Origin of the sequence: Rhodococcus opacus B4 (genome assembly GCF_000010805.1) — a bacterium.
Taxonomy (GTDB): domain Bacteria; phylum Actinomycetota; class Actinomycetes; order Mycobacteriales; family Mycobacteriaceae; genus Rhodococcus_F; species Rhodococcus_F opacus_C.
This window is the reverse complement of the sequence record NC_012522.1, coordinates 223,844-250,795: the sequence shown is the minus strand read 5'-3', so window position 1 is coordinate 250,795 and position 26,952 is coordinate 223,844. Positions and strand designations below refer to the sequence as shown.

1 protein-coding gene is annotated in these 26,952 nt (G+C 70.3%); it reads left to right on the top strand.

Translation table 11 applies throughout. The features are described from left to right. Positions 1–168 precede the first annotated feature (168 nt). Positions 169–26,952, top strand: coding sequence for a non-ribosomal peptide synthase/polyketide synthase (locus ROP_RS01185; RefSeq protein WP_012687513.1), 26,784 nt, complete (start codon positions 169–171; stop codon positions 26,950–26,952).

Below are 26,952 nucleotides of genomic sequence, written 5' to 3'. Positions count from 1 at the left end.
TCCGACCGTCGCCGATCGGTGGCGATTCCGAAACGAACATCACGAATCGATGCACACCGGGCCCACGCGTACAGCACGATCAGTACAGCGTGGGAGACCGGCGTCGGTTGGTCCGTCTCACGCGCAGGACTTGCGCATCCAAGGTCTTCTACCCGCTGGGGGAACGAGATGACGAGTGTGAATTCGCCGCAGCCGAATGACGGCGCCGGAGATGTGAACGTTCCCGAAGGGGCCTTCCCGCTCTCCTCGGTGCAACGGAGCATGTGGTTTGCCCAACAACTGAGCCCCACGGTCCCGAAGTTCATCGCCCAGTACATCGAGTTGCGGGGCGAGATAGACCTGGACCTGCTGAGCGACGCGGCCGTGCGGGCCGGTCAGGAGTTCCAGTCGCCGTTCCTGCGACTGCTCGATGTCGACGGGGAGCCGTACCAGGCGGTCGATTTCAGCATCGACCCGTCGATCGGCTTCCTCGACTTCCGGGGAGAGTCCGACCCGATGGACGCCGCGCGCAGGTGGATCGACGAGGACTACGCGACGCCGCTCCGGCTCACCCGGGACCGGCTGGTACAGATGAACGTCCTGCAGGTCGGTGAGCAGCACTACTTGTGGTACACCAGGATTCACCACGTCGCGCTCGACGGGTACAGCGGTATGACGATGGTGAACCGGATCGCGGCGCTGTACACCGCGGCGATCGAGGGCACCGAACCGGAACCGAATCGTGCCCTGGACCTGCGCGAGCTGTACGAACTCGACCAGAAGTACCGCAAGTCGAGCCGGTTCGAGAACGACCGGTTGTACTGGGCCGAACGGATAGTCGGCATCGAGCACGGTTCGACGCTCGCCACCCACGACGCCCCCGCGGCCGCGCAGAGCAGGCTCGAGAGCGCGAGGATCTCCGAATCCGCGCTGGGTTTCCTCGGCGAGTCGGATCAGCGGGTCGGTGCCACGTCGGCGGCCGTCCTGCTCGCCGGATTCGCCTGCTACCTGTCCCGCATGACGGGCAAGCGCGACGTGCTCATCAACCTCCCGGTGTCGGCGCGCACCACGGCGCCGCTGCAGCGGTCCGGCGGCATGCTGGTCAACGTCGCCCCGCTGCGGATCACGGTCCGCCCCGAGGACACAGTGGCCGAACTCGTGCAGCGGACGCAGCTCGAACTGATGGGTGCGCTGCGTCATCAGCGGTGCAGCCTCGAGGACATCCGCCGGGACGCGGGACTCGCGGGGACCGCGGAGGGCCTGGCCGGCCCGATGGTGAACGTCATGCTGTTCCACCAGGCGTTCACGCTGGGCACCGTCAGCGGCGAGTACCACATCGTGACGTCGGGCCCGGTGGACGACCTGCTGGTCAACATCTATCAGGGCGGCGACGGCGAGACGCTGCTCGATTTCCGCGGCAACCCCAACCGGTACGGCTCGGAGGAATTGCGCGCCCACCACCGCCGGTTCGTGGAGCTGATCGAGGAATTCGTCGCCGCGGAGCCGCAGGCGCGGACCGCCGACATCCACGCCGAGAGCGCACGCCTCGGCGCGCGGTTCCTGGAGCAGGAGTCCCAGCTGGCGTTCTGGAAGCGGGAGCTGGCGGGACTGCCCGAGGTGACGGGGCTGCCGCTGGACCGGCCGCGCCCGGCCGAGCGGGCCGGCGCGGGCGAGGTCGTGGGGTTCGCCGTCGACGCCGAGGTGCGGCACCGCGCGGCACTGCTGGCCGAGGAGGCCGGCACCGGCATCTTCACCACCCTGCACGCCGCGCTGGCCGTGCTGCTGGGCCGGTTGGGCGACACCGACGACGTCGTCGTCGGAACACCGATCGTCGGGCGCGACACGACCGACTCCGAAGACCCGGAAGCCGGAGCGTTCTTCAACAAGGCCGTCCTGCGGTCGCAGGTGGACGGGGCGTCGTCGTTCACCGACCACCTGAGCCGGGTCCGGGACGCCGACCGGGCCGCGTTCTCGCACGCGGCGCTGCCGTTCGACGATCTCGTCGCCGCCGTGGTGGCCGACCCCGACCCGTCGCACACGCCGCTGTTCCAGGTGATGCTCGAGTTCACCGACGGCGGCCATCCGCACGACTCCTCGGGGACCGTGACGGTCAGCCCGATCCAGCGTGAACACCGGGCCCTGGGGCTGGATCTCGTGTTCTCCCTCACCGAATCGGAGAACGGCGGCATCAACGGCCGGCTGCGGTTCGCCACGGACGTGTGGGACCGCGACAGCGCGGAGGCGCTCGCCGCCCGCTTCGTCCGCATCCTGCATGCGGTGACGGCGGATCCGGCCGCGCCGATCGGGGACGTCGACCTCCTCGAACCGGCCGAGTACGCGGAGCTCGCGCCGGTCCGCGACGAGCCCGCGGTGGAGCCCCGCACGCTGCCCGGACTCCTCGCCGGTGCCGTCACGGCGGGCGGCGACGGGGACGCCCTCGTCTACGAGGGGCGTACCCTGACGTACCCAGAACTCGACGAGCTCTCGAACCGGCTCGCCCGCATGCTGATCGGCCGCGGTGTGGGGCCGGGTTCGGTTGTGGCGCTGGCGATTGCGCGCTCGATCGAGTCGGTGCTGGCCACGTGGGCGGTGGCGAAGTCCGGGGCCGCGTTCGTCCCGGTCGACCCGAACTACCCGGCCGACCGGATCGAACACATGCTCACCGATTCCGGTGCTGTCGTCGGTCTCACGGCCACGGCGCACCGCTCGTCGCTGCCGACGATCACGCCGTGGCTGGTCATGGACGACCCGTCGTTCAGCCGGGAACTGGAGCAGCACACCGCCGGTGCGGTCACCGATGCCGACCGCCTCCGGCCGTTGCGGACGGCGGATCCGGCCTACCTGATCTACACGTCCGGCTCGACCGGCACCCCGAAGGGTGTGGTCGTCACGCACGTCGGCCTGGCGAATTTCGCCGAGGACGAGCGGCAGCGGTTCGACGTCACCGCGGAGGCGCGCACCCTGCACTTCTCCTCACCGAGTTTCGACGCGTCGATCCTGGAACTGCTTCTCGCCGTGGGCGCCGGCGCCACGATGGTGGTGGCACCGTCGACGGTGTACGGCGGCACCGAACTCGCCGACCTGCTGCGCCGCGAACGGGTGACGCACGCGTTCGTGACGCCCGCCGCGCTGGCGTCCGTCGATCCCACCGGTCTCGACCACATCCGGTGCGTCGTCACCGGTGGTGAGAGCTGTCCTCCTGCGCTGGTGCAGCAGTGGGCGCCGGGACGCGTCATGTTCAATGCGTACGGTCCCACCGAGGCCACCGTCGTCGCGAGTGTCGCGGGGCCGCTGACGGTCGGCGAACCCGTCACCATCGGCCGTCCGTCTCGCGGTTGCGGTCTGCTGGTGCTCGATTCGCGGTTGCACCCCGTTCCCGCCGGGGTGCCCGGCGAGCTGTACATCACCGGCGACGGCGTGGCACGCGGGTACCACGATCGGTCGGTCCCGACGGCCGAGCGGTTCGTCGCCGACCCGCACGGGACGCCCGGTGAGCGGATGTACCGCACCGGCGACCTGGCCCGGTGGAACGCCGCCGGTCAGCTGGAATACCTCGGCCGCACCGACTTCCAGGTGAAGATCCGCGGGTTCCGGATCGAACTCGGCGAGATCGACGCCGTCGTCCGATCGCACCCGAGTGTGGCGTTCGCGACCACCGTCGGACGCACCGCACCGTCCGGCGACACGGCGCTGGTGACGTACGTGCTGCCCGAGGACGGCGCGCAGATCGCCGTCGGCGACATCCTCGAGCACGCCGCCGCCGCGCTGCCCGCGCACATGGTGCCCGCCAGGGTGATGGAGCTCCTCGAGGTCCCGTTGACCCCGGCGGGCAAGCTCGACCGGAAGGCGTTGCCGGAACCGCAGTTCGAGGCGACGTCCACCGTCTACCGGGCGCCGGTGACCCCGACCGAGATGCAGATCGCGGAGGTGTTCGCGACGCTGCTCGGAGTCGAGCGCATCGGCGTCGACGACAGCTTCTTCGACCTCGGTGGCGACTCCCTCGTCGCGACCCGTGTGGTGTCCCGGGTCAACTCCGCTCTCGGCACGGAGATCGGGGTGCTGGATCTGTTCGAGGCGCCCAGCGTCGCGTTGCTCAGTGCCCGTGTGGATGCCGCCGGGCCCCGCACTTCCGCCCGCCCCGTGCTCGCGCCCCGGGCCGGTTCCGGCCCGGTGCAGGTGTCGCTGGCGCAGCAGCGGATGTGGTTCATCAACCAGTTGGACACGGCCTCGCCCGCCTACAACATTCCCGTCGGCATCCGGTTGCGCGGCACGCTCGACGTGAACGCGTTGCGGACCGCGGTGAGCGACGTCCTCACCCGCCACGAATCGCTGCGGACCGTGTTCCCGAACACCCCCAACGGTCCGATCCAGGTGGTGCTGCCGGCTGCGGAGGTGAGCCCCCGGCTCGACGTGATCGAGGTCGCCGAGAGCGAGCTCGAATCCCGCCTGATCGACGACGCCGCAACCGGATTCGACGTCACCGTGGAACCGCCGATCCGGGCGGAGCTCTACCGGACCGCCACCGACGACCACGTGCTGGTGTTCGTGGTGCACCACATCGCCGCCGACGGCCTGTCGATGACGCCGCTGACCCGGGACGTCATGGTGGCCTACCACGCCCGCGCCGCCGGCGAGGCGCCGCAGTGGGCGCCGCTCGAGGTGCAGTACGCCGATTTCGCGGTGTGGCAGCGAGAATTGCTCGGTTCACCCGACGATCCGACGAGTCTGCTGTCCCGGCAGCTGGCGTTCTGGGCCCGCACCCTCGACGGTGCCCCCGAGGTCATGGATCTGCCGACCGATCGCCCGCGCCCGGCCCGGCAGTCGATGATCGGTGCCACCGCCGACTTCACGATTCCGGCACGCATCCACACCGCGCTGCTCGACATCGCGGCCGCGAACGACGCCAGCCTGTTCATGGTGGTACACGCGGCTCTCGCGGTCCTGCTGTCCCGGTCGAGCGGGTCGTCCGACGTGTCGATCGGCTCCCCGGTCTCCGGCCGGGGAGAACGGCAACTCGACGACGTCGTCGGCATGTTCGTCAACACCGTCGTCCTGCGCACCACCGTCGACCCCGATCGCAACTTCCCCGAGATCCTCTCGCACACCCGCTCCGTGGATCTGGAGGCGTTCAGCAACACCGACCTGCCCTACGAGCGGCTCGTCGACGAACTGAAACCGACCCGCTCCGAGGCACATTCACCACTGTTCCAGGTGATGCTGGTGCTGCAGGGATTCGCGAACACGCGGCTCGAGCTGCCCGGACTCGACGTGGAGGTCGAGGCTCTCGAGACCGGCGCCGCCAAGTTCGACCTCCAGGTGATCCTCACCGAGCACATCGAGGACTCCGGTGCCCCGGGCGCGATCGACGTCCAGTTCTCCTACGCGTCGGAACTGTTCGACCCGCCGACGATGACGGCGCTGGCCGCGCGGTTCGTCACCCTGCTCGAGACCGTCACCGCCGGATCGGACGCGAAGGTCGGCGACCTCGACCTGATCGGCGCGGACGAGACGCACCGGATGCTCGAGCAGTGGATCGACACCGACGTTCCCGTCCCGGACTCCGCGACCCTGGTCAGCCTGTTCGAGTCGCAGGTCGCCCGGACCCCGGACGCCGTGGCCGTGGTGTTCGCCGAAGAGGAACTGCTCTACGCGGAGTTCGATGCCCGCGCCAACCGGCTGGCCCGCGAACTCCTCGCCCGCGGTGTCGGCCCCGAATCCCGGGTCGCCGTCGCGTTGCGCCGGTCCCTGGAACTGATGATCGCGATCTACGCGGTGGAGAAGACGGGTGCCGCGTACGTGCCGCTGGACCCCGACCATCCGGCGTCGCGGATCGCGTATGTGATCGAGAGTGCCGAACCCGCCTGCGTGCTCACCGCCTCCCGCGACCGGTGCGAGGGCGTCGACAGCGCGGACGCCGCCGTGATCGAGATCGACACCCTCAACCTGTCCCAGCGGCCCAGCACCCCGATCACCGACGCGGAGCGGGGCGGTCCGATCCACCCCGATTCGACCGCTTACGTGATCTACACGTCCGGTTCGACGGGCAGGCCGAAGGGTGTCGCCGTCAGTCACCGGGCGATCGCCAACCGGCTGCTGTGGATGCAGGACACGTACCGGATGGACCACACGGATGTGGTGCTGCAGAAGACGCCGGTCACGTTCGACGTGTCGGTGTGGGAACTGTTCTGGCCTCTCGAGGTCGGTGCGCGACTGGTTCTCGCCGCGCCGGACGGTCATCGGGACCCGACGTACCTGTCCCACATCATCGCCGACCACCAGGTCACCACCATGCACTTCGTGCCGTCGATGCTCGCTGTATTCACCGCGGGCGCCGAACCCGACCTGTGCGGTTCGCTGCGCCAGGTGTTCTGCAGTGGTGAGGCGCTGCCGCCGGCCACCGCCGACAGTTTCCGCGAATTCGGCTCCGCGGCGCTGCACAACCTGTACGGCCCGACGGAGGCCGCCGTCGACGTCACCTTCTGGGAGTGCACGGAAGGCGACCGCGCCTCGGTCCCGATCGGTGCACCCGTGTGGAACACGCAGCTGTACGTCCTCGACTCCCGGCTGCACCCGGTCCCGGTCGGGGTGCACGGCGAGCTGTACCTGGCCGGCGTTCAGCTGGCCCGCGGCTACGTCGGCCGCAGCGACCTGACGTCGGACCGGTTCGTGGCGAACCCGTTCGGCGCACCGGGACAGCGGATGTACCGCACCGGCGACGTGGTCCGCTGGCGCGCCGACGGCAACATCGAATACATCGGCCGCCGCGACTTCCAGGTCAAGCTCCGCGGACAGCGCATCGAACTCGGCGAGGTGGAGGCGGCCGTGCTGGCGCACCCGTCGGTGGCGCAGGCCGTCGTGACCGTGCACCGCAGCGAGGCCACCGGCGAAAGCCTCGTCGGCTACGTGATCCCGGTGGCGGGCGCCGACATCGACACCGCGGTCGTGCGCGACGCGGCGGCGGAGGCGCTGCCCGCGTACATGGTGCCGACCCGGATCATCGTGCTCGACCGGTTCCCGCTGGGCGCCACCGGAAAGCTGGATCGCGGCGCGCTGCCCGAGCCGGAATTCCTCAGCCCGTCCGCCGAATTCGTCACCCCGCGCAACCCGATCGAGGAGATCCTCGCGTCGATCTTCGCGGACCTGCTCGACGCACCGCGGATCGGCGTGTATGACAGCTTCTTCGACCTCGGCGGCAACTCGCTGGTGGCGACCCGGCTGGTGGCGCGGGTCAACGCCGCCCTCGGCAGCCGGATCGGGGTCCGGGAGATCTTCGACGCCCCGACCGTCGCGGCGCTGGCCACCCGGATCGAGTCCGAGGCCGGGCAGGGCGCCGAACGTCCGCCGCTGGTGGCCGGGGTGCGCCCCGCCCACCTGCCGGTCTCGCTGGCGCAGAAGCGCATGTGGTTCATCAACCAGTTCGACCTGGACTCCCCGGCCTACAACATCGCGCTCGCGGTGCGGCTGACGGGCGACCTCGACGAGGACGCGATGCAGGACGCCGTCGCCGACGTGATGGACAGGCACGAGTCGCTGCGCACCCGGTTCCCGATGGTGGAGGGCGAGCCCCTCCAGGTGATCCTGCCGACCGAGGACGTGGTGCCGGACCTCACGCCGATCGACTCGACGGAAGGGCAACTGCCCGAGCATATTTCGCGTCTTGCGGGCGCCGGTTTCGACGTCACGGTGTCGGTGCCGGTGCGCGCTGCCCTGTACCGCACGGATCCCGGCGAGCACGTTCTCGTCATCGTCGTCCACCACATCAGCGCCGACGGGTTCTCCATGGCCCCGCTCGCCCGGGACGTGATGACCGCCTACGCCGCCCGCACCGGGGGTCAGGCACCGGACTGGACGCCGCTGCCGGTGCAGTACGCCGACTTCGCGCTCTGGCAGCACCGGGTGCTCGGCAACGCCGACGACCCGGACAGTCTGCTCGCCGCCCAGCTCGACTACTGGACGCACACGCTCGCCGGGCTTCCGGAACTGCTAGCGCTGCCGACGGACCACCCGCGCCCGACGCAGCAGTCGATGCGCGGCGGCATCCACTCGTTCAGCATCGACCGGCAGATCCACAGCCGGTTGATCACGACTGCCCGCGAACACAATTCGAGTGTGTTCATGGCCGTCCACGCCGCGCTGGCCGTGCTGCTGGCCCGGTTGGGCGACACCGACGACGTGGCGGTGGGCACCCCGATCGCCGGCCGCGGCGACGCTGCGCTGGACGACATGGTCGGCATGTTCGTCAACACCCTGGTGCTGCGCACCCCGGTCGAACCGTCCGGCACGTTCACCGACCTGCTGTCCACGGTCCGAGACGCCGACCTCAACGCGTTCCACCACGCGGATCTGCCGTTCGAGCGGCTGGTCGACGCCATCTCGCCGGAACGCGCGACGTCGCATTCGCCGCTGTTCCAGGTGGTACTGGAGTTCCGCAACAACGAGCGGCCACGGCTGGAGCTGCCCGGGCTGACCGTCACCGGACTCGACCTGGCCACGGACATCTCCAACTTCGACCTGCAGCTCACACTGACCGAGGAATTCGGGGTGTCGGGGGAACCGGCCGGGATCTCCGTTGCGTTCACCTACGCGTCGAGCCTGTTCGATGCGTCGACGATCGCCGGTTTCGCCGACTATCTGCAGCGGATCTTCGACGCGGTGACGTCGGAGCCGGGCATGGCCGTCGGCGACATCGACCTGATGGTGGCGTCCGAACGCGCGGCGCTCACGCCGGTGATGGACGGGCCCGACGCCGAACCGCGGACTCTGCCGGAACTGCTCGCGTCCGCGGCGTCCGTGGACCCGAAGGCGGCCGCGCTGTCCTACGAAGGCAGCGAGGTGACGTACCGGGAGCTCGACGAGCGGTCGAACCGTCTCGCCCGCCTGCTGATCGGGCGGGGCATCGGCCCGGAATCGGTGGTCGCGCTGGCGATGGCGCGCTCACCCGAGTCGGTGCTGTCGCTGTGGGCGGTCGCCAAGACCGGTGCCGCGTTCGTCCCGGTCGACCCGAACTACCCGACCGACCGGATCGTCCACATGCTCAGCGACTCCGGTGCGGCGCTCGCGCTCACCGTCGCCGAGTTCCGGCCCACCCTGCCGGACTGCACCCCCTACGTCGTGGTCGACGCACCCGGCTTCGGCGACCAGGTGAGCGCGCACTCCGCCGCCGTCGTCACCGACGCCGACCGGACACACCCGCTCGCACTGGAGAACCCGGCCTATCTGATTTACACGTCCGGGTCCACCGGCACCCCGAAGGGGGTCGTCGTCACCCATCGCGGTCTCGCGAACTTCGCCACCGACGAACGCGTCCGGTTCGGTGTCACCCCGCGGTCGCGGACCCTGCACTTCTCGTCGCCGAGCTTCGACGCCTCCATCCTGGAACTGCTGCTGGCGGTCGGGTCCGGCGCGACGATGGTGATCGCCCCGGCCTCAGTCATCGGCGGCACCGAACTCGCCGACGTGCTCCGGGAGGGCCGGGTCACGCACGCGTTCATCACCCCGGCGGCCATGGCGTCCGTGGATCCCGCGGGACTCGACCAGCTCGAGTGCGTCGCCACCGGAGGCGACGTATGCCCGCCGGAGCTGGTGGCGCAGTGGGTGACCGGCGGCAGGCGGATGTTCAACGCGTACGGACCCACCGAGGCGACGGTCGTGTCGAGCGTGACAGGGCCCATGCTGCCCGGTGAGGGCGTCACCATCGGCCGTCCGCCGATGGGTACCGGCGAGATGGTGCTCGATTCCCGCCTGCACCCGGTGCCGAACGGGGTGACCGGCGAACTGTACGTCACCGGTTCCGGTCTGGCCCGCGGCTACAAGGACCGGGCGGGCACCACCGCGGAGCGGTTCGTCGCCAACCCGTACGGCGGCCTGGGCGCCCGCATGTACCGCACCGGTGACCTGGCGCGCTGGAACACCGACGGTCAGCTGGAGTACCTGGGCCGCAGCGACTTCCAGGTGAAGATCCGCGGGTTCCGGATCGAACTGGGTGAGATCGAGAACGCCCTCACCCGCTACCCGGGGGTGGCCCGCTCGGTGGTGTCCGCGCACAGGGGCAGCACCGGCGCCAACCGGCTCGTCGGCTACCTCGTCCCCACCGCAGGCGCCGAACTCGACCCGGAAGCCGTCCTCGATTTCGTCGGCGGATTCCTCGCCCCGTACATGGTGCCGTCCGCGCTGATCGTCCTCGACCAGTTGCCGCTCACCCCGGCGGGCAAGCTGGATCGTCGTGCGCTGCCCGAGCCCGACTTCGGGGCCCGGGTGTCGACCGGCCGCGCGCCGGTGTCGGAGATGGAAGAGGTGCTCGCCGGACTGTTCGCCGAGGTGCTCGGACTGGAATCCGCCGGTGTCGAGGACTCGTTCTTCGCGCTCGGCGGCGACAGCATCATGTCGATCCAGCTGGTGGCCCGCGCGAAGGCCGCGGGCGTGGTGCTCACCCCGCGGGACGTGTTCGAGGCCAAGACCGTCGCCGGTCTCGCCGCGGTGGCATCGTGGATCGGCGCCGCCGACATCGTCGTCCTCGACGAACTGCCCGGCGGCGGTGTCGGCGACATGCCGACCACCCCGATCACGAAGTGGCTGCTCGAACGGGGCGGCGAATTCAACCGGATGTCGCAGTCCGCGCTGCTGACCGCGCCGCCGAACCTGCGGGAACTCGAACCGCTGATCGGCACGTTCCAGGCCGTCCTCGACCGGCACGACATGCTGCGCGCGCAGCTGATGGTCTCCGCCGACGAATCGCATCTCGCCGTCCGCCCGATCGGTGCGGTGGAGGCGCAGGACCTGATCCGCCGGGTCGCGGTGTCCGCGGCCCCGGGAACACCGGCGTTCGCGGCCACCGTCATCGCGGACCTCGACGCCGCGCTGGACCGGCTCGATCCGGCGGCCGGCGTCATGATGCAGGTGGTGTGGTTCGACGCCGGGGAGTCCGGCGGCCGCCTGCTCGTGGTCGCGCACCACCTCGTCGTCGACGGTGTGTCGTGGCGCATCCTCGTCCCCGACCTCGCGACCGCGTGGGCGCAGATCTCGGCGGGCCAGGAACCGGCGCTCGAACAGGTCGGCACGTCCATGCGCCGGTGGGCGCACGGCCTGGTCGACGAGGCGGCGAACCGGGCGGGCGAACTGGATCTGTGGCAGCGCATCCTCGACTGCGAGGACCCGCTGGTCGGCAGCCGCCCGCTCGACCCCGACGTCGACGTCAACGCGACCGTGGGCCGGGTGACGGTGCAGTTGCCCGCCGAGGTCAGCGAGGCCGTCCTCACGGCCCTTCCGGAGGCGATCCACGGCAGCGTCAACGACGGCCTGCTCACCGCGCTGGCGATGGCGGTCACCCAGTGGCGGCGCACCCGCGGCCACACCCTGCACGGACGGTCCGTCGACGGCACCCTGGTGAGCCTCGAGGGCCACGGCCGCGAGGACCAGGTCGTGCCGGGTGCCGATCTGGGCCGCACCGTCGGCTGGTTCACGGCCATGTTCCCGGTGCGCCTGGATCTGTCGGGCATCGACCTCGACGACGCGTTCGACGGCGGCCGGGCCGCGGGGTCGGCGATCAAGGCGATCAAGGAACAGCTGCTGGCCATCCCGGACCACGGCATGGGGTACGGCATGCTGCGGTACCTCAACGCCGACACCGCACCGCTGCTCGCGGCCCGTTCGCTGCCGCAGATCAGCTTCAACTACCTGGGACGCTTCGCCGCCGACCTGTCCGAGGCGGCCACCCGCGCCGGCTGGACACCGACCGGTGAAGTCGACATGGACCGGGCGCAGGACCTCGACACCCCGGTCACCTCGGCCATCGACGTCAACGCCGTCACCACCGAGGTGGACGACCGGCCTCAGCTGCGCGCCACCTGGGCGTACGCGGCCGGTGTCCTCACGGTCGCCGAGGTGCGGGAACTCGCGGAACTGTGGGTGCGGGCGCTGACCGCGCTCACGACGTACGCGGCCCGCCCCGACGCCGGCGGCGTGACCCCGTCCGACCTCGAACTGGTCAGCCTCGACCAGGACGCCATCGACCGCATCGAGTCGCGCTTCCCGGCGCTGTCCGACATCTGGTCGCTGTCGCCACTGCAGTCCGGACTGCTGTTCCACGCGTTGCTGGCCGACGAGTCGATCGACTCCTACACCGTGCAGGTGACACTCGAACTGCGCGGCGCCGTCTCGTCCCGACTGCGGGTGGCCGGGCAGGCCCTGCTCGACCGGCACGCGAACCTGCGGGCGTCGTTCGTCTACGACGAGGGCGGCACCCCCGTCCAGGCGGTCCACGGGTACGCGGAACTGCCGTGGACGGAGATCGACCTGTCCGCACTCGACGAGGACAGCCGCGAAGCCGAGATCACCGAACTCCTCGACACCGACCGCCGCCGCGGGTTCGACATGGCCACCCCGCCGCTGCTGCGGTTCATGCTGATCCAGGTCGGTGCGGACGAGCAGCGCCTGATCATCACCAACCACCACATCCTGCTCGACGGCTGGTCGATGCCGCTGCTGATCCGCGACCTCCTGACCCTGTACGCCACGGAAGGGGACGCCACGGCGCTGCCGCGGGTGCACCCGTACCGCGACTACCTCGCGTGGATGTCGCACCGCAGCACCGAGGACTCCCTCGGTGTGTGGCATCGTGCCCTCGCCGGAGTGGAGGAGCCGACGCTGCTCGCGCCGGCCGACGCCGCGGCCAAGAGCGACACGCAGTCGAGTGAACTCATCGTCGAACTCGACGTCGACCGCACCGATCAGCTCAGTGTGCTCGCACGCGAACACGGGCTGACCCTCAGCACCCTGATCCGTACCGCGTGGGGAATCGTGCTGGGCGGCCTGGTCGGCCGCTCCGACGTCGTCTTCGGCGGGACGGTGTCGGGTCGGCCCCCGCAGATCGCGGGCATCGAGTCGATGGTCGGCCTGTTCATCAACACCCTCCCGGTGCGGGTCACCCTCGATCCGCGGGAAACGCTGGGGGAGTTGCTCGAACGCATCCAGGGCGAGCAGGCGGCACTGCTCGACCACCACTACGTCGGACTGACCGACATCCAGTCGGTGGCCGGTCCGGGCGCCGGTTTCGACACGCTGACGGTGTTCGAGTCCTACCCCGTCGACCGGGAAGGGCTGACCGAGCAGACCGACATCGCCGGCATGCACGTCCTCGACGTGCACGACAGCGCGAACGCCGCGCACTACCCGCTCGCGCTGATCGCCTCGGCGCACGAGAACCTGCAACTGAAGCTCGAATACGTCGAGGATCTGTTCGACCGCGCCGCCGTCGAACGGATCGGCGACCGGGTCGTCCGTGCGCTGATCGCGCTCGCCGAGCACCCCGGCATGAAGCTGGCACAGTTGCGCCTGCTGACCGACGTCGAGGAAGCGGAACTGGTTCCGGCCCGCGGCAAGCCGGGCCGGTCCGTGCGCACCCTGCCGCAGATGTTCGCCGACACGGCCGCCGCGTCGGGCGACGCGACCGCGCTCGTGTTCGGGGACCGCCGGATGTCCTACCGGGAACTCGACGAACGCTCCAACCAGCTCGCGCGCCTGCTCATCGGCCGCGGCGTCGGCCCGGAAGACATCGTGGCCCTGGGCATTTCACGGTCCATCGAATCGGTGCTCGCGGTGTGGTCGATCACCAAGACCGGCGCCGCGTTCGTCCCGGTCGACCCGACCTACCCGCGGGAACGGGTCGAGCACATGGTCACCGACTCCGGGTGCACGTTCGGCGTGCGGGTGGGCGCCGATCGCGACCGGCTGCCCGCCGCGGTCACGTGGCTGACCCTCGACGATGCCGAGACCGACGCCGCCGTCGGGGCGATGTCCACCGACACCGTGACCGACGACGAACGCGTCGTGCCGCTGCGGTTCGCGCACCCGGCGTACGTCATCTACACGTCCGGGTCCACCGGCAAACCGAAGGGTGTGGTGGTCAGCCACCGCGGTCTTGACAATTTCGCCGAGGAGCAGCGAGACCGCTACGCGACGGATTCGGCGTCCCGGGCCCTGCACTTCTCCTCGCCGAGTTTCGACGCCTCGGTCCTCGAGTACCTGCTGGCGTTCGCCGTCGGCGCGACGATGGTGATCGTGCCGCCGTCCGTCTACGGCGGTGAGGAACTCGCGGAGCTGATCCGGGCCGAGGGCGTCACCCACGGGTTCGTCACCCCCGCGGCGCTGGCCTCCGTGGACCCCGAGGGTCTCGACGTGTTCCAGAACGTCGTCGCCGGCGGCGAGGCCGTCCCACCGGAACTGGTGACCCGCTGGGCGCCGGGCCGCACCCTGTACAACGGCTACGGTCCCACCGAGACCACCATCATGAGCAACCTCAGCGACCACCTGCAGGTGGGGGAGACCGTCACCATCGGCGGTCCCGTCCGCGGCGTGTCCGAGGTGATCCTCGACTCGCGGCTGCAACCGGTCTCGGTCGGCGTCGCCGGCGAACTCTACATCTCCGGCGAGGGCCTGGCCCGCGGCTACCATGCCCGCGCCGGGCTGACCAGTGAGCGGTTCGTCGCCAACCCCTACGGCGAAGCGGGCGACCGGATGTACCGCACCGGTGACCTCGCGCGGTGGCGGTCCGATCACACCGTCGAATACCTGGGCCGCACCGACTTCCAGGTCAAGATCCGCGGCTTCCGCATCGAACTCGGCGACATCGACAGCGCACTCGCCGGGCACCCGTCCGTCGCGTTCGCCGTCACCCTCGGCCGCCCCGGTCCCGCCGGCGACACCGTGCTCGTGTCTTATGTGCTGCCGGAGGCCGAGTCGGTGCTCGAACCGCCGGAACTGAAGGAATGGACGGCGAACCTGCTGCCAGCGCACATGGTCCCGTCGAGCATCATGATCCTCGACGAGATCCCGCTCACCCCGGTCGGCAAGCTCGACCGGGCGGGGCTGCCCGAACCGCAGTTCCTGCCCACCTCCGACGCCTTCCGGCCGCCGTCGACGGTCCTCGAACACACGATCGCCGACGTCGTCACCACCGTCCTGGGCATCGAACGGGTCGGCATCGACGACAACTTCTTCGACATCGGCGGCAACTCGCTGATCGCGACCCGGGTCGCCGCCCGCCTGACAGCGGAACTCGACACCGACATCGGGGTCCGCACCCTGTTCGAGGCGCCGACGATCCACCAGCTGGCCCGCCTCATCGAGTCGACGGCATTCGCCCCCGCCCAGGACGGCGACCACGTGCGGCTCCCGCTCGGCCCGATGGCGCAGCCCGCGCACGTGCCGGTGTCGCTGGCGCAGAAGCGGATGTGGTTCCTCAACCAGTTCGACACGTCCTCGGCGGCCTACAACATCCCCCTGGCCGTGCGGCTGACAGGTCACCTGGACGTCGAGTCGCTGCGCGCGGCGGTGACGGACGTGTTCGTCCGGCACGAATCCTTGCGGACCGTCTTCCCGTCCCACGACGGTGAACCGACCCAAGTGGTGCTCTCGCCCGGTCAGTGGACACCGAACCTCGAGATCACCGAGGTGTCCGAGGCCGAACTCCGCGAGCACATCGCCGGCCTCGCGACCGCCGGCTTCGACGTGACGGCCGACGTGCCGATGCGGTCGGCGCTGTTCGCACTCGCCCCCGACGATCACGTGCTCGTCATCGTCGTGCACCACATCTGCGCCGACGGGTTCTCGCTGACCCCGCTCGCCCGCGACGTCATGACCGCGTACGCCGCCCGCATCGCGGGAAGCGCGCCGCAGTGGAACCCGCTGTCGGTGCAGTACGCCGACTACACGCTGTGGCAGCTGCAACTGCTGGGCGACGAGAGCGACTCCGAGTCGCTGATCTCCCAGCAGCTCCGGTACTGGACGGATCAGCTGGCCGACCTGCCCGAACTCCTCCAGCTGCCGACCGACCGGGCGCGCCCGGTCCAGCAGTCGTTCCGGGGTGCGCAGGTCGACTTCACGATTCCGGCGGACGTGCACCGGGCGCTGTCCGCGCTGGCGCGCAAACACAACTCCACCATGTTCATGGCCGTGCACGCGGCCCTGTCGGTGCTGCTGTCCGCGTTGTCGTCCACCGAGGACATCGCGGTCGGCACACCCATCGCGGGTCGCGGTGACGCCGCGCTCGACGACATGGTCGGCATGTTCGTCAACACCCTGGTGCTGCGGAGCGCCGTCGACCCGGCGGCGGGTTTCGGCGCCCTGATCGATCAGGTGCGGGGCACCGACCTCGCCGCGTTCCACCACTCGGACCTGCCGTTCGAGCGGCTCGTCGACGTGCTCGCGCCGGAGCGGTCCACCGCGCACTCGCCGCTGTTCCAGGCGCTGCTCGAGTTCCGCAACAACGAGACGCCGCGCCTCGAGCTACCCGAACTCACCGCGGCCGCCGTCGATTTCGACCTCGAGGTCGCCAAGTTCGACCTGCAGCTCAGCGTCGAGGAAGGATTCGACGCGGACGGAGTGGCGTCGGGGATCACCGCGGCGTTCATCTACGCCACCGACCTGTTCGACGCCGGAACCGTCCGCACGTTCGCCGACCGGTTCCTGCGCATCCTTACCGCCGTCACCGCCGACCCGCAGGCCCCGGTCGGTGACATCGTGATCACCGACGCCGCCGAGCGGTCGGCGATGGCGACCGTGTGGAACACCGCCGGAGTCGAGGCGGGCACCGACACCCTCGCGGACCGGTTCGCGCAGAGTGTGGCCCGGTTCCCCGGCGCCACGGCCGTGACGTCGGAGGACGTGGCGCTGACGTACGCGGAACTCGACGCCCGGGCGAACCGGCTGGCCCGCTTGCTCATCGCCCAGGGCGTGGGTCCGGAAACGCTGGTGGCCGTGGCCCTGCCGCGCACCTGCGATCTGATCATCGCCCTGCTGGCCGTGATCAAATCGGGCGGCGGCTACCTGCCCGTCGACATCACCTACCCGGCGGACCGGCTGGCGTTCGTGTTCGAGGACGCCGCACCGAACTGCGTGATCACCACCACCGGCGACGTCTCCGCCCTGCCCGATTCGGAGACCCCGGCGATCCTGCTCGACGACCCGGAGACCACGGCGGACCTCGCGCAGCAGTCGCCGGCGACGATCACCGACGCCGACCGGGTGACGCCGCTCGACGCCGCGTCGGTGGCGTACGTCATCTACACGTCCGGGTCCACGGGCCGTCCCAAGGGCGTCGTCGTCTCGCACCGCAACGTGCTGACCCTGTTCGCGAACACCCAGCCGCTGTACGGATTCGACGAGAACGACGTGTGGACGATGTTCCACTCGTACGCGTTCGACTTCTCGGTGTGGGAGCTGTGGGGGCCGCTGCTGTACGGCGGCCGGCTGGTCGTCGTCGACTACTACACGGCACGGTCGCCGGAGATGTTCCACGAGTTGCTGCGCAACGAACAGGTCACCGTCCTCAACCAGACCCCGACCGCGTTCTATCAGCTCGCCGAGACCGACCGCATCGTCTCGGAGATCGACGTGAACGCGGCGGCACTGGCGCTGCGGTACGTGATCTTCGGCGGTGAGGCTCTCGACCTCGGTCAGCTCGGCCGCTGGTACTCGCGGCACGACGACGCTGCCCCGACCCTGGCGAACATGTACGGCATCACCGAGACGACGGTCCACGTCAGCTACCTCGCGCTGGACCGTGCGTTCGCGGAGTCGGCGTCGGCCAGCGTGATCGGCCGCGGCATCGCCGGGCTCCACGTGCACGTCTTGGACCGGCGCCTCCACCCGGTGCCCCCGGGCACCATCGGCGAGATGTACGTCTCGGGCGATCAGGTCACCCGCGGCTACCTGGGCCGGGCCGGGCTCAGTTCCACCCGGTTCGTGGCCGACCCGCTCCGTCCCGGCGCCCGCATGTACCGCACCGGTGACCTGGCGCGCTGGAACACCGACGGCCAGCTGGAGTACCTGGGCCGCAGCGACTTCCAGGTGAAGATCCGCGGGTTCCGCATCGAACTCGGCGAGATCGAATCCGCCCTGCTCCGGTACCGCGGCATCGCGCAGGCCGTCGTCCTCACCCGAGACGACGGGCACGGCGGCCACCGGCTGATCGGCTACGTGGTTCCGGAATCCGGCGCCACCGTCGAGGTGTCTTCCGCCCTCGAGTTCGTCGGCACCCAGCTCACCTCGTACATGGTGCCCGCCACCCTCGTCGTGCTCGACGCGCTGCCGTTGACGAGCAACGGCAAACTCGACCGCCGCGCGCTGCCGGAACCCGATTTCGGGGCCCGGGTGTCGGCGGGCCGCGCCCCGGCGACGGAGATGGAAACCGTCCTGGCCGGCCTGTTCGCCGAGGTGCTCGGACTGGAATCGGTGGGGGTGGACGACTCGTTCTTCGCCCTCGGCGGCGACAGCATCATGTCGATCCAGCTGGTGGCCCGCGCGAAGGCCGCCGGTGTGGTGCTCACCCCCCGGGACGTGTTCGAGGCCAAGACCGTCGCCTCGCTCGCCGAGGCCGCGTCCTGGGCGGGCGCCGCCGACGTGGTGGTCCTCGACGAACTGCCCGGCGGCGGTATCGGCGAGATGCCGGTCACCCCGATCACGACGTGGCTGCTCGAACGCGGCGGCGACTTCCGCCGCTACACCCAGACCGCGCTGCTGTCGCTGCCCGCCGCGGCCGACGAGACGTTGCTGAAGCGCACGATCGCGGCCGTTGTCGATCACCACGACATGCTGCGGGCGCGGCTGGTCGGCGCAGCACCGCAGTGGCGGATCGAGGTGCAGGCCACGGGCGCCGTCGACGTGGACGACGTGCTGCACCGGGTCGAGGTCCCGTCGGTGGTCGGCTCCGCGTTCGCGGACGTCGCCACCCGCGAACTCGACTCCGCCGCAGAGCGACTGGACCCCGAGGCCGGGGTCATGCTGCAGATGGTGTGGTTCGACGCCGGCACCGAGGGCGGGCGGCTGCTGGTCGTCGCCCACCACCTGGTGGTCGACGGGGTGTCGTGGCGGATCCTGGTCCCCGACCTGGCGACGGCGTGGGCGCAGGTCTCCGCGGGTCAGGAACCGGCACTCGAGCCGGTCGGCACGTCGATGCGGCGCTGGTCGCACGGACTCGTCGACGCGACCCGCGAGCGCGGCGCCGAGATCGAACTGTGGCGCCGGGTGCTCGAGGCCGACGACCCGCTGATCGGATCGCGTCCGCTCGATCCCGCGATCGACGTCGCCGGGACCGTCGAGAAGGTCACCGTGGAGGTGCCCGCCGACGTCACGGACGCGCTGCTGACCCGGGTTCCGGAGGCGTTCCACGGCGGCGTCAACGACGGCCTGCTCACCGCGCTGGCGCTGGCGCTGGCGCAGTGGCGGCGCGGGCGCGGCGATCTCACGCGCGAATCGCTGGTGAGCCTGGAGGGCCACGGCCGCGAGGACCAGGTGCTGCCGGGTGCCGATCTGGGCCGCACCGTCGGCTGGTTCACGGCCATGTTCCCGGTGCGCCTGGACCTGTCGGGCATCGACCTCGACGACGCGTTCGCCGGCGGCCGGGGCGCGGGGTCGGCGATCAAGGCGATCAAGGAACAGCTGCTGGCCATCCCGGACCACGGCATCGGGTACGGCATGCTCCGCTACCTCGGCCAGGACAGCGCCGACCAGTTGCGGGCGCTCGCGAAGCCGCAGGTCACGTTCAACTACCTGGGCCGGCTGGGCGGGGCGACGTCCACCGACGTCCACGGGCACGCCTGGGTCCCGGTGACGGACACCAAACTCGACGACATCCCCGCCTCGGACATCCCGGTGGCGTCGGCGCTCGACATCAACGCCGTCACCGGCACCGGACCCGACGGCAACCGGCTGCGGGCCACGTGGGCATTCCCGACCGGGGTCCTCACCCCGTCCGAGGTCCGCGCGCTCGCCGACCTGTGGGTGCAGGCGCTGACCGCCCTGACCACCCACGTCGCGCGGCCCGACGCCGGCGGCGTGACACCGTCCGACCTGGACCTGGTCACGCTCGACCAGGACGCCATCGACCGGCTCGAGGCCCGGTTCCCGGCGCTGTCGGACATCTGGTCGCTGTCCCCGCTGCAGTCGGGGCTGCTGTTCCACGCCCAGTTCTCGGACGCCACGGTCGACCCGTACCTCGTGCAGTTGGCGCTGAAGCTGCGCGGCGACGTGAACCCGGACCGGTTCCGCCGGGCCGGGCAGGCCCTGCTGGACCGGCACCCCAACCTCCGGGCGGCGTTCGTCCACGACAGTGCCGGCGCCTCCGCGCAGATCATCCAGCAGCACGTGGAACTGCCGTGGTCGGAGTTCGACCTCTCGGCGCTCGGCCCCGAGGAGACCACCCGCGAATACGAGCGGATCGTGGCCCGGGACCGGTCGGTGAAGTTCGACATGGCGGACGCGCCGTTGCTGCGCCTCGCCCTGGTCCGGCTCACCGACGACGAGTACCGGCTGATCCTGACCAACCACCACATCCTGCTCGACGGCTGGTCGACGCCGCTGGTCCTCCGGGATCTGCTGACGCTGTACGCCCTGGACGCCGACGGCAGCCTGCTGCCGCGGGTCCACTCGTACCGCGACTACCTGACGTGGATGAAACGCCACGACACCACGGACTCCCTCGACGCCTGGCGCGCCGCGCTCGACGGTGTCGAGGAGCCGACGCTGCTGGCCCCGCTGGAGCGCGGTGAGGCGCACTCCGCCGTCGCGGAGGAAACCGCGTTCACGCTGTCCGAGGAGCACACCACCCGGTTGCGGGACCTGAGCCGCGAACGTGGGCTCACCCTCAACACCGTCGTCCAGACGGCGTGGGGAATCGTGCTGGGCGGGCTGGTCGGCCGCTCCGACGTGGTGTTCGGCGGGACGGTGTCCGGCAGGCCGCCGCAGATCTCCGGCATCGAGTCGATGGTGGGTCTGTTCATCAACACCCTCCCGGTGCGGGTCACCCTCGACCCGTGGGAGTCGCTGGGCGAGTTGCTCGAACGCGTGCAGCGCGAGCAGGCCACGCTGCTCGACCACCACTACGTGGGGCTGACCGACATCCAGTCGGCGGTCGGCGGCGGCGGCACGTTCGACACGCTGACCGTGTTCGAGTCGTACCCGGTGGACGAGGCGGGACTGACCGAACAGACCGACATCGCCGGGATGTTCGTCCTCGGCATCGACGGCAAGGACTCCGCGCACTACCCGCTCGCCGTCGTCGCCTCCGGTGACGCCCGGTTGAACTTCAAGTTCGAGTACCTCCCCGACGTGCTCGAGGAAAGCGCGGTCGACGAGATCGCGGACCGGCTGCGGCGGGTGCTCGACGCTCTCGCCGACCGGCCCGAGATCCCCCTGGCCCACATGCAACTGCTCACCGAGGCCGAACTCGCCGAGTTCGCGCCGGTGCGCGGCCGCCCCGGGTTCTCCGTCCGGACGCTGCCGCAGATCTTCGAGGACGCGGCGGCGCTGGATCCGAACCGCACGGCGCTGACGTTCGAGGGCCGCAACGTGTCCTACCGCGAACTCAACGAGCGCTCCAACCAGCTCGCCCGGGTCCTCATCTCCCGCGGCGCGGGCCCGGAGACGTTCGTGGCGCTCGGCATTCCCCGGTCGATCGAGTCGGTGCTCGCCGTGTGGGCGGTGGCCAAGACGGGTGCCGCGTTCGTCCCGGTCGACCCGAACTACCCGATGGACCGCATCGAGCACATGCTCACCGATTCGGGTGCCACCATCGGGCTGACCATGGCCGCGTACGAGAAGTCGCTGCCCGACTCGGTGCCGTGGCTGCAGCTCGACTCACCCAAGTTCGAGAAGGCGTGCCAGGCGAAACCTGCTCTGCCGGTGGCCGATTCGGACCGTCGGTCGCCGATAAGCCTCGACAACGCGGCGTACATCGTCTACACCTCCGGTTCCACGGGTAAGCCGAAGGGCGTCGTCGTCACCCACGAGGGCCTCGACAACTTCGCCGAGGACCAGCGGCAGCGCTTCGCGGCCGCCCAGACGTCCCGCACACTGCACTTCTCGACACCGAGCTTCGACGGGTCGGTGTTCGAGTACCTGCAGGCGTTCGGGGTCGGCGCCACGATGGTCATCGCGCCGCCGACGGTGTACGGCGGAGCGGAACTGGCCGAACTGATCAGGTCCGAACACGTCACCCACGCCTTCGTCACCACCGCGGCGCTGTCCACGGTGGACCCGGAGGGGCTCGACGAGTTCCAGCACGTGGTGTTCGGCGGCGAGGCGTGCCCGCCCGAACTGGTGACCCGCTGGGCGCCGGGCAGGCAGTTGTCCAACGCGTACGGGCCCACCGAGACCACGGTGATGGCCAACATCAGCGACCCGATGACGGTCGGCGAGCCGATCACTCTCGGCGGCCCGATCCGCGGCGTCGGCGAACTCGTCCTCGATTCCCGGCTCCAGCCGGTGCCCGTCGGTGTTCCCGGCGAGCTGTACATCACCGGTGCGGGTCTCGCCCGCGGCTACCACCGGCGCCCGGAACTGAGCAGCCAGCGGTTCGTCGCCAACCCGTTCGGGGAGGCGGGGGAGCGGATGTACCGCACCGGCGACATCGTCCGGTGGCGCGCCGATCACACCGTCGAGTACGTGGGCCGCAGCGACTTCCAGGTGAAGATCCGCGGGTTCCGCATCGAGCTCGGTGAGATCGACAACGAGATCGCCACGTTCCCCGGGGTCGGCTTCGCCGCGACGCTCGGTGCCCCCGGCCCGTCCGGTGACACCGTGCTGGTGACGTACCTGCTGCCCGTCACGGAGGGGGGTGTCGACCCCGCCGAGCTGACCGCGCACCTGTCGACGCGGCTGCCCGCGCACATGGTGCCGACGAGCATCATGTTCCTCGACGAGATCCCGTTGACCCCGGTGGGCAAACTGGACCGGTCGGCGCTGCCCGCGCCCGAGTTCCATGTCACCACCACGGAGTTCCAGCCGCCGACCAACGACCTCGAACGCAAGATCGTGGACATCTTCACCGACGTCCTCGGTCTCGAACGGATCGGCATCGACGACAACTTCTTCGACCTCGGTGGCAACTCGCTGGTCGCGACGCGCGTCACCGCGCGGCTGCGGGACGCCCTGGACACCGACATCGGGGTGCGTGCGCTGTTCGAGGCCCCCGACGCCCGGTCGCTGGCCGAACGCGTCGCCGACAGTGTGAGCGGCGGCGCCCGCCCCGCGCTCGCCCCCGTCGAACGGCCCGACCGGATTCCGCTGTCGCTGGCGCAGAAGCGGATGTGGTTCCTCAACCAGTTCGACACGTCCTCACCCGCCTACAACATTCCGCTGGCGGTGCGGCTGACCGGAACCCTGGACGAGGACGCCCTGCGCCTGGCGATGGCCGACGTCCTGGACCGGCACGAGACGCTGCGCACCGTCTTCCCGACGGTCGACAACGAACCGACCCAGCGGATCCTGGCCGCCGCCGACGCCCAACCGGGCGTCGACACGGTGCCGGTGGACGCGGCGGACCTGCCGCGGCACATCATGGACCTGGTGTCCCGCGGGTTCGACGTCAGCACCGACGTCCCGGTGCGGGCGGCCCTGTTCCGGACGGCGCCCGACCATCACGTGCTGACGATCGTGGTGCACCACATCTGCGCCGACGGATTCTCCCTGGCGCCGCTCGCCCGCGACGTCATGGTGGCGTACACGTCGCGGCTCGCGGGCGCGGGCCCGCAGTGGGCTCCGCTGCACGTGCAGTACGCCGACTACACCCTGTGGCAGCATGCCGGCCTCGGCTCGGAGAACGATCCCGAGTCGATGATCAACCGGCAGCTGCGGTTCTGGTCGGAGGCCCTCGCCGGGCTGCCGGACGTCATCCAGTTGCCGACCGACCGGCCACGGCCGATCCAGCAGACGTTCGAGGGGGATCGGGTCGAGTTCGCGATCGACGCCGATCTCCACCAGCGGCTGACGGCGCTGGCGCGGGCGAACAACGCGACGATGTTCATGGCCGTCCACGCCGCGCTGGCCGTCCTGCTGTCGCGGCTGGGCAGCACGGACGACGTGGTCATCGGCACCCCGGTCGCCGGGCGTGGCGAGGAGGCGCTCGACGAGATGGTCGGCATGTTCGTCAACACGCTGGTCCTGCGGAACCGGATCGATCCGTCCGCCACGTTCACCGAACTGGTGCAGCAGATCCGGGAATCCGACCTGGCGGCGTTCGCGCACGCCGATCTGCCGTTCGAGCGGCTCGTCGAGGAACTCAACCCGACCCGGTCCACGTCGTACTCACCGTTGTTCCAGGTGGCCCTCGAGTTCCAGAACAACGAGAACCCGACGCTGGAACTTCCGGACCTGCGGGTCGAGAACGTGGACCTCGAGACCCGGGTGGTGAAGGAAGATCTCGAGGTGATCCTGGCCGAGCGGTTCGATCAGGACGGGGCGCCCGCGGGTGTCGCGGGCGGCCTCGACTTCGCCGTCTCCCTGTTCGACCCCGACACGGCGCGCTCGATCGCGGACCGGTTCGTGCGGATCCTCGCCGCCGTCGTCGCAGATCCGGACCGGCCGATCGGCACCGTCCCGATGCTCGACGACGCGGAGATCGACGAGATGGTCCCGGCCCGCGGCAAGCCCGACGTGCGCCCCGAGGTGTGGCCGGACCTGCTGACGGCCGCCGCGGCCCTCGACCCCGACTCGGTGGCGCTGTCCTTCGAGGACCGGCAGGTCACGTACCGAGAACTCGACGAATGGTCCAACCGGCTGGCGCGGGTGCTGTGCGCTCAGGGTGCCGGGCCGGAGACGTTCGTGGCGATCGGCATGCCGCGGTCCATCGAGGAAGTGGTGTCGATCTGGTCGGTGGCCAAGTCGGGTGCCGCGTTCGTGCCCGTCGATCCCACCTACCCGCGGGACCGCATCGACTACATGCTCACCGACTGCCGGGCGTCGATCGGCCTGACCGTCGCCGGTCGGCGCGACAACCTGCCGGACACGGTGCCGTGGCTGGTGCTCGACGACCACGCGTTCGCCAAGCAGGTCGCGGACGTGTCCTCGGCGCCGGTCACCGACGCAGACCGCACGGCCCCGCTCCATCTGGCGCACCCGGCGTACCTGATCTACACGTCGGGATCGACCGGAAAGCCCAAGGGCGTCATCGTCACTCACCGCGGCATGGCCAACCTCACCGCGGAGGAGCACGAACGGTTCCAGGTCACGCACGACTCCCGGGTCTCGCATCTGGCGTCGCCGAGCTTCGACGCGTCGATCTTCGAGCTGATGATGGCGTTCGGTGCCTCGGCCCGGGTCGTGATCGTGCCGCCCACCGTGTTCGGCGGCGCCGAGTTGGCGGACCTGTTCCGGCGCAACGAGGTCACGCACGCGTTCATCACACCCACCGCACTGTCGTCCATCGAGGACGTGGGGCTCGAGTCGCTGCGGGTTCTCGCGGTGGCCGGTGAGGCGTGCCCGCCGGAGCTGGTGGAGATCTGGGGCAAGCACCGCAACATGCACAACGGGTACGGGCCCACCGAGACGACCATTCAGGCGAGCGTCAGCGCCCCGATGCGGCCGGGCGGCGTCGTGAACATCGGCGCCCCCGCGCTGGGCTTCGGTTCGCTGGTCCTCGACGAGCGCCTGCAGCCCGTCCCGGCAGGCGTGCCCGGCGAGCTGTACATCACCGGTCCCGGACTGGCACGCGGGTACCACAACCGGTCGGCGCTCACCTCCGAACGGTTCGTCGCCTGCCCGTACGGGGAGCCCGGCCGCCGGATGTACCGCACCGGCGACGTCGTGCGCTGGCGCGGCGACCACACCATCGAGTACATCGGCCGCACCGACTTCCAGGTGAAGGTCCGCGGCTTCCGTATCGAACTCGGTGAGATCGACGCCGTGCTCGCCCGCCACCCCGCGGTCGCGTTCGCGGCCACCATCGGTCACACCGGTCCGTCCGGCGACACGCTCCTCGCGTCGTACGTGCGGGCCGCCGAGGGCCACGACCTCGAGCCGGCGGAACTGCGCACCCACGCGTCCGACCGGCTGCCCGCGCACATGGTCCCCTCGGCCGTGGTGGTCCTGGACCAGATCCCGATGACCCCGGTCGGCAAGCTCGACCGCAAGGCGCTGCCCGCGCCCGAGTTCGGCACCACCGGCGCGGCCTTCCGGGCCCCGACGACGGCGACCGAGCGGATCATCGTCGAGGCCTTCGCCGAGGTGCTGGGCGTGGACCGGGTCGGCACCGCCGACAGCTTCTTCGACCTCGGTGGCAACTCGATCGTCGCCACCCGGGTGATCACGGTGCTGCAGGACCGCCTCGGACGGCAGATCCCGTTGCAGTCCATGTTCCTGGATCCCACGCCCGCGGGGCTGGCACTCCGGGTCGACACCGAGAACGCCGCCGGGTCGCCGGTGGACGAGGCGCTCGGCGTCGTCATCCCGCTGCGCCCGACGGGCGACAAGGCGCCGCTGTTCTGCATCCATCCCGGGATCGGACTGTCGTGGGGGTACGCGGGACTTCTGCAGCACCTCTCGCCGGACCGTCCGGCGTTCGGCCTGCAGTTGCCGATCATCAGCGGCGGCACGGCCGTCGACTCGATCGAGCAACTGGCACACCGGTACGTGCTGGAGATGCGCAAGGTCCAGGCGCACGGGCCGTACCACCTGCTGGGCTGGTCGCTCGGCGGCGTCATCGCCCACGCCATGGCCGTCGAGCTGCGGCGGGAGGGGGAGGCCGTCGACACCCTCGCCCTCATGGACAGCTACGTGGCGAACGGGACCGAGCAGGGCCCGGAGACGCTCACCGTGGCCGAGTTGCTGCACGGTCTGGGGCTGGATCTCGAGTCCGTCTCCGGGGAGGAACTCACGTACGAGCGGGCCGTCGAGTTGCTGGACGACGCGTTCGGGCAGAAGACCGGACTGACTCCCCGGCACCTCGAGCGGATCAGCGCCGGGTTCACGAACTCCTCGCGGATCATGAACAACTTCCGGCCCCAGGTGTTCGACGGGGACCTGCTGTTCTTCACCGCCGCCGGGTCGGCGTCTACGGGCGAGCATTCACCGGAGGAATGGCGTGATTCGGTCACCGGTGGCATCCGGGAAGTCAAGATCGAGTGCGAGCACAACCAGATGATCGAACCCGAGGTCCTGGCCGTGGTGGGGCCCGTCCTCGAGGACTATCTGGGCACGCACTGA

What these genes read in the sequence shown, in the direction of transcription:
- ROP_RS01185 (WP_012687513.1), top strand. Translation starts at nt 169, where the DNA reads ATGACGAGTGTGAATTCGCCGCAGCCGAATGACGGCGCCGGAGATGTG.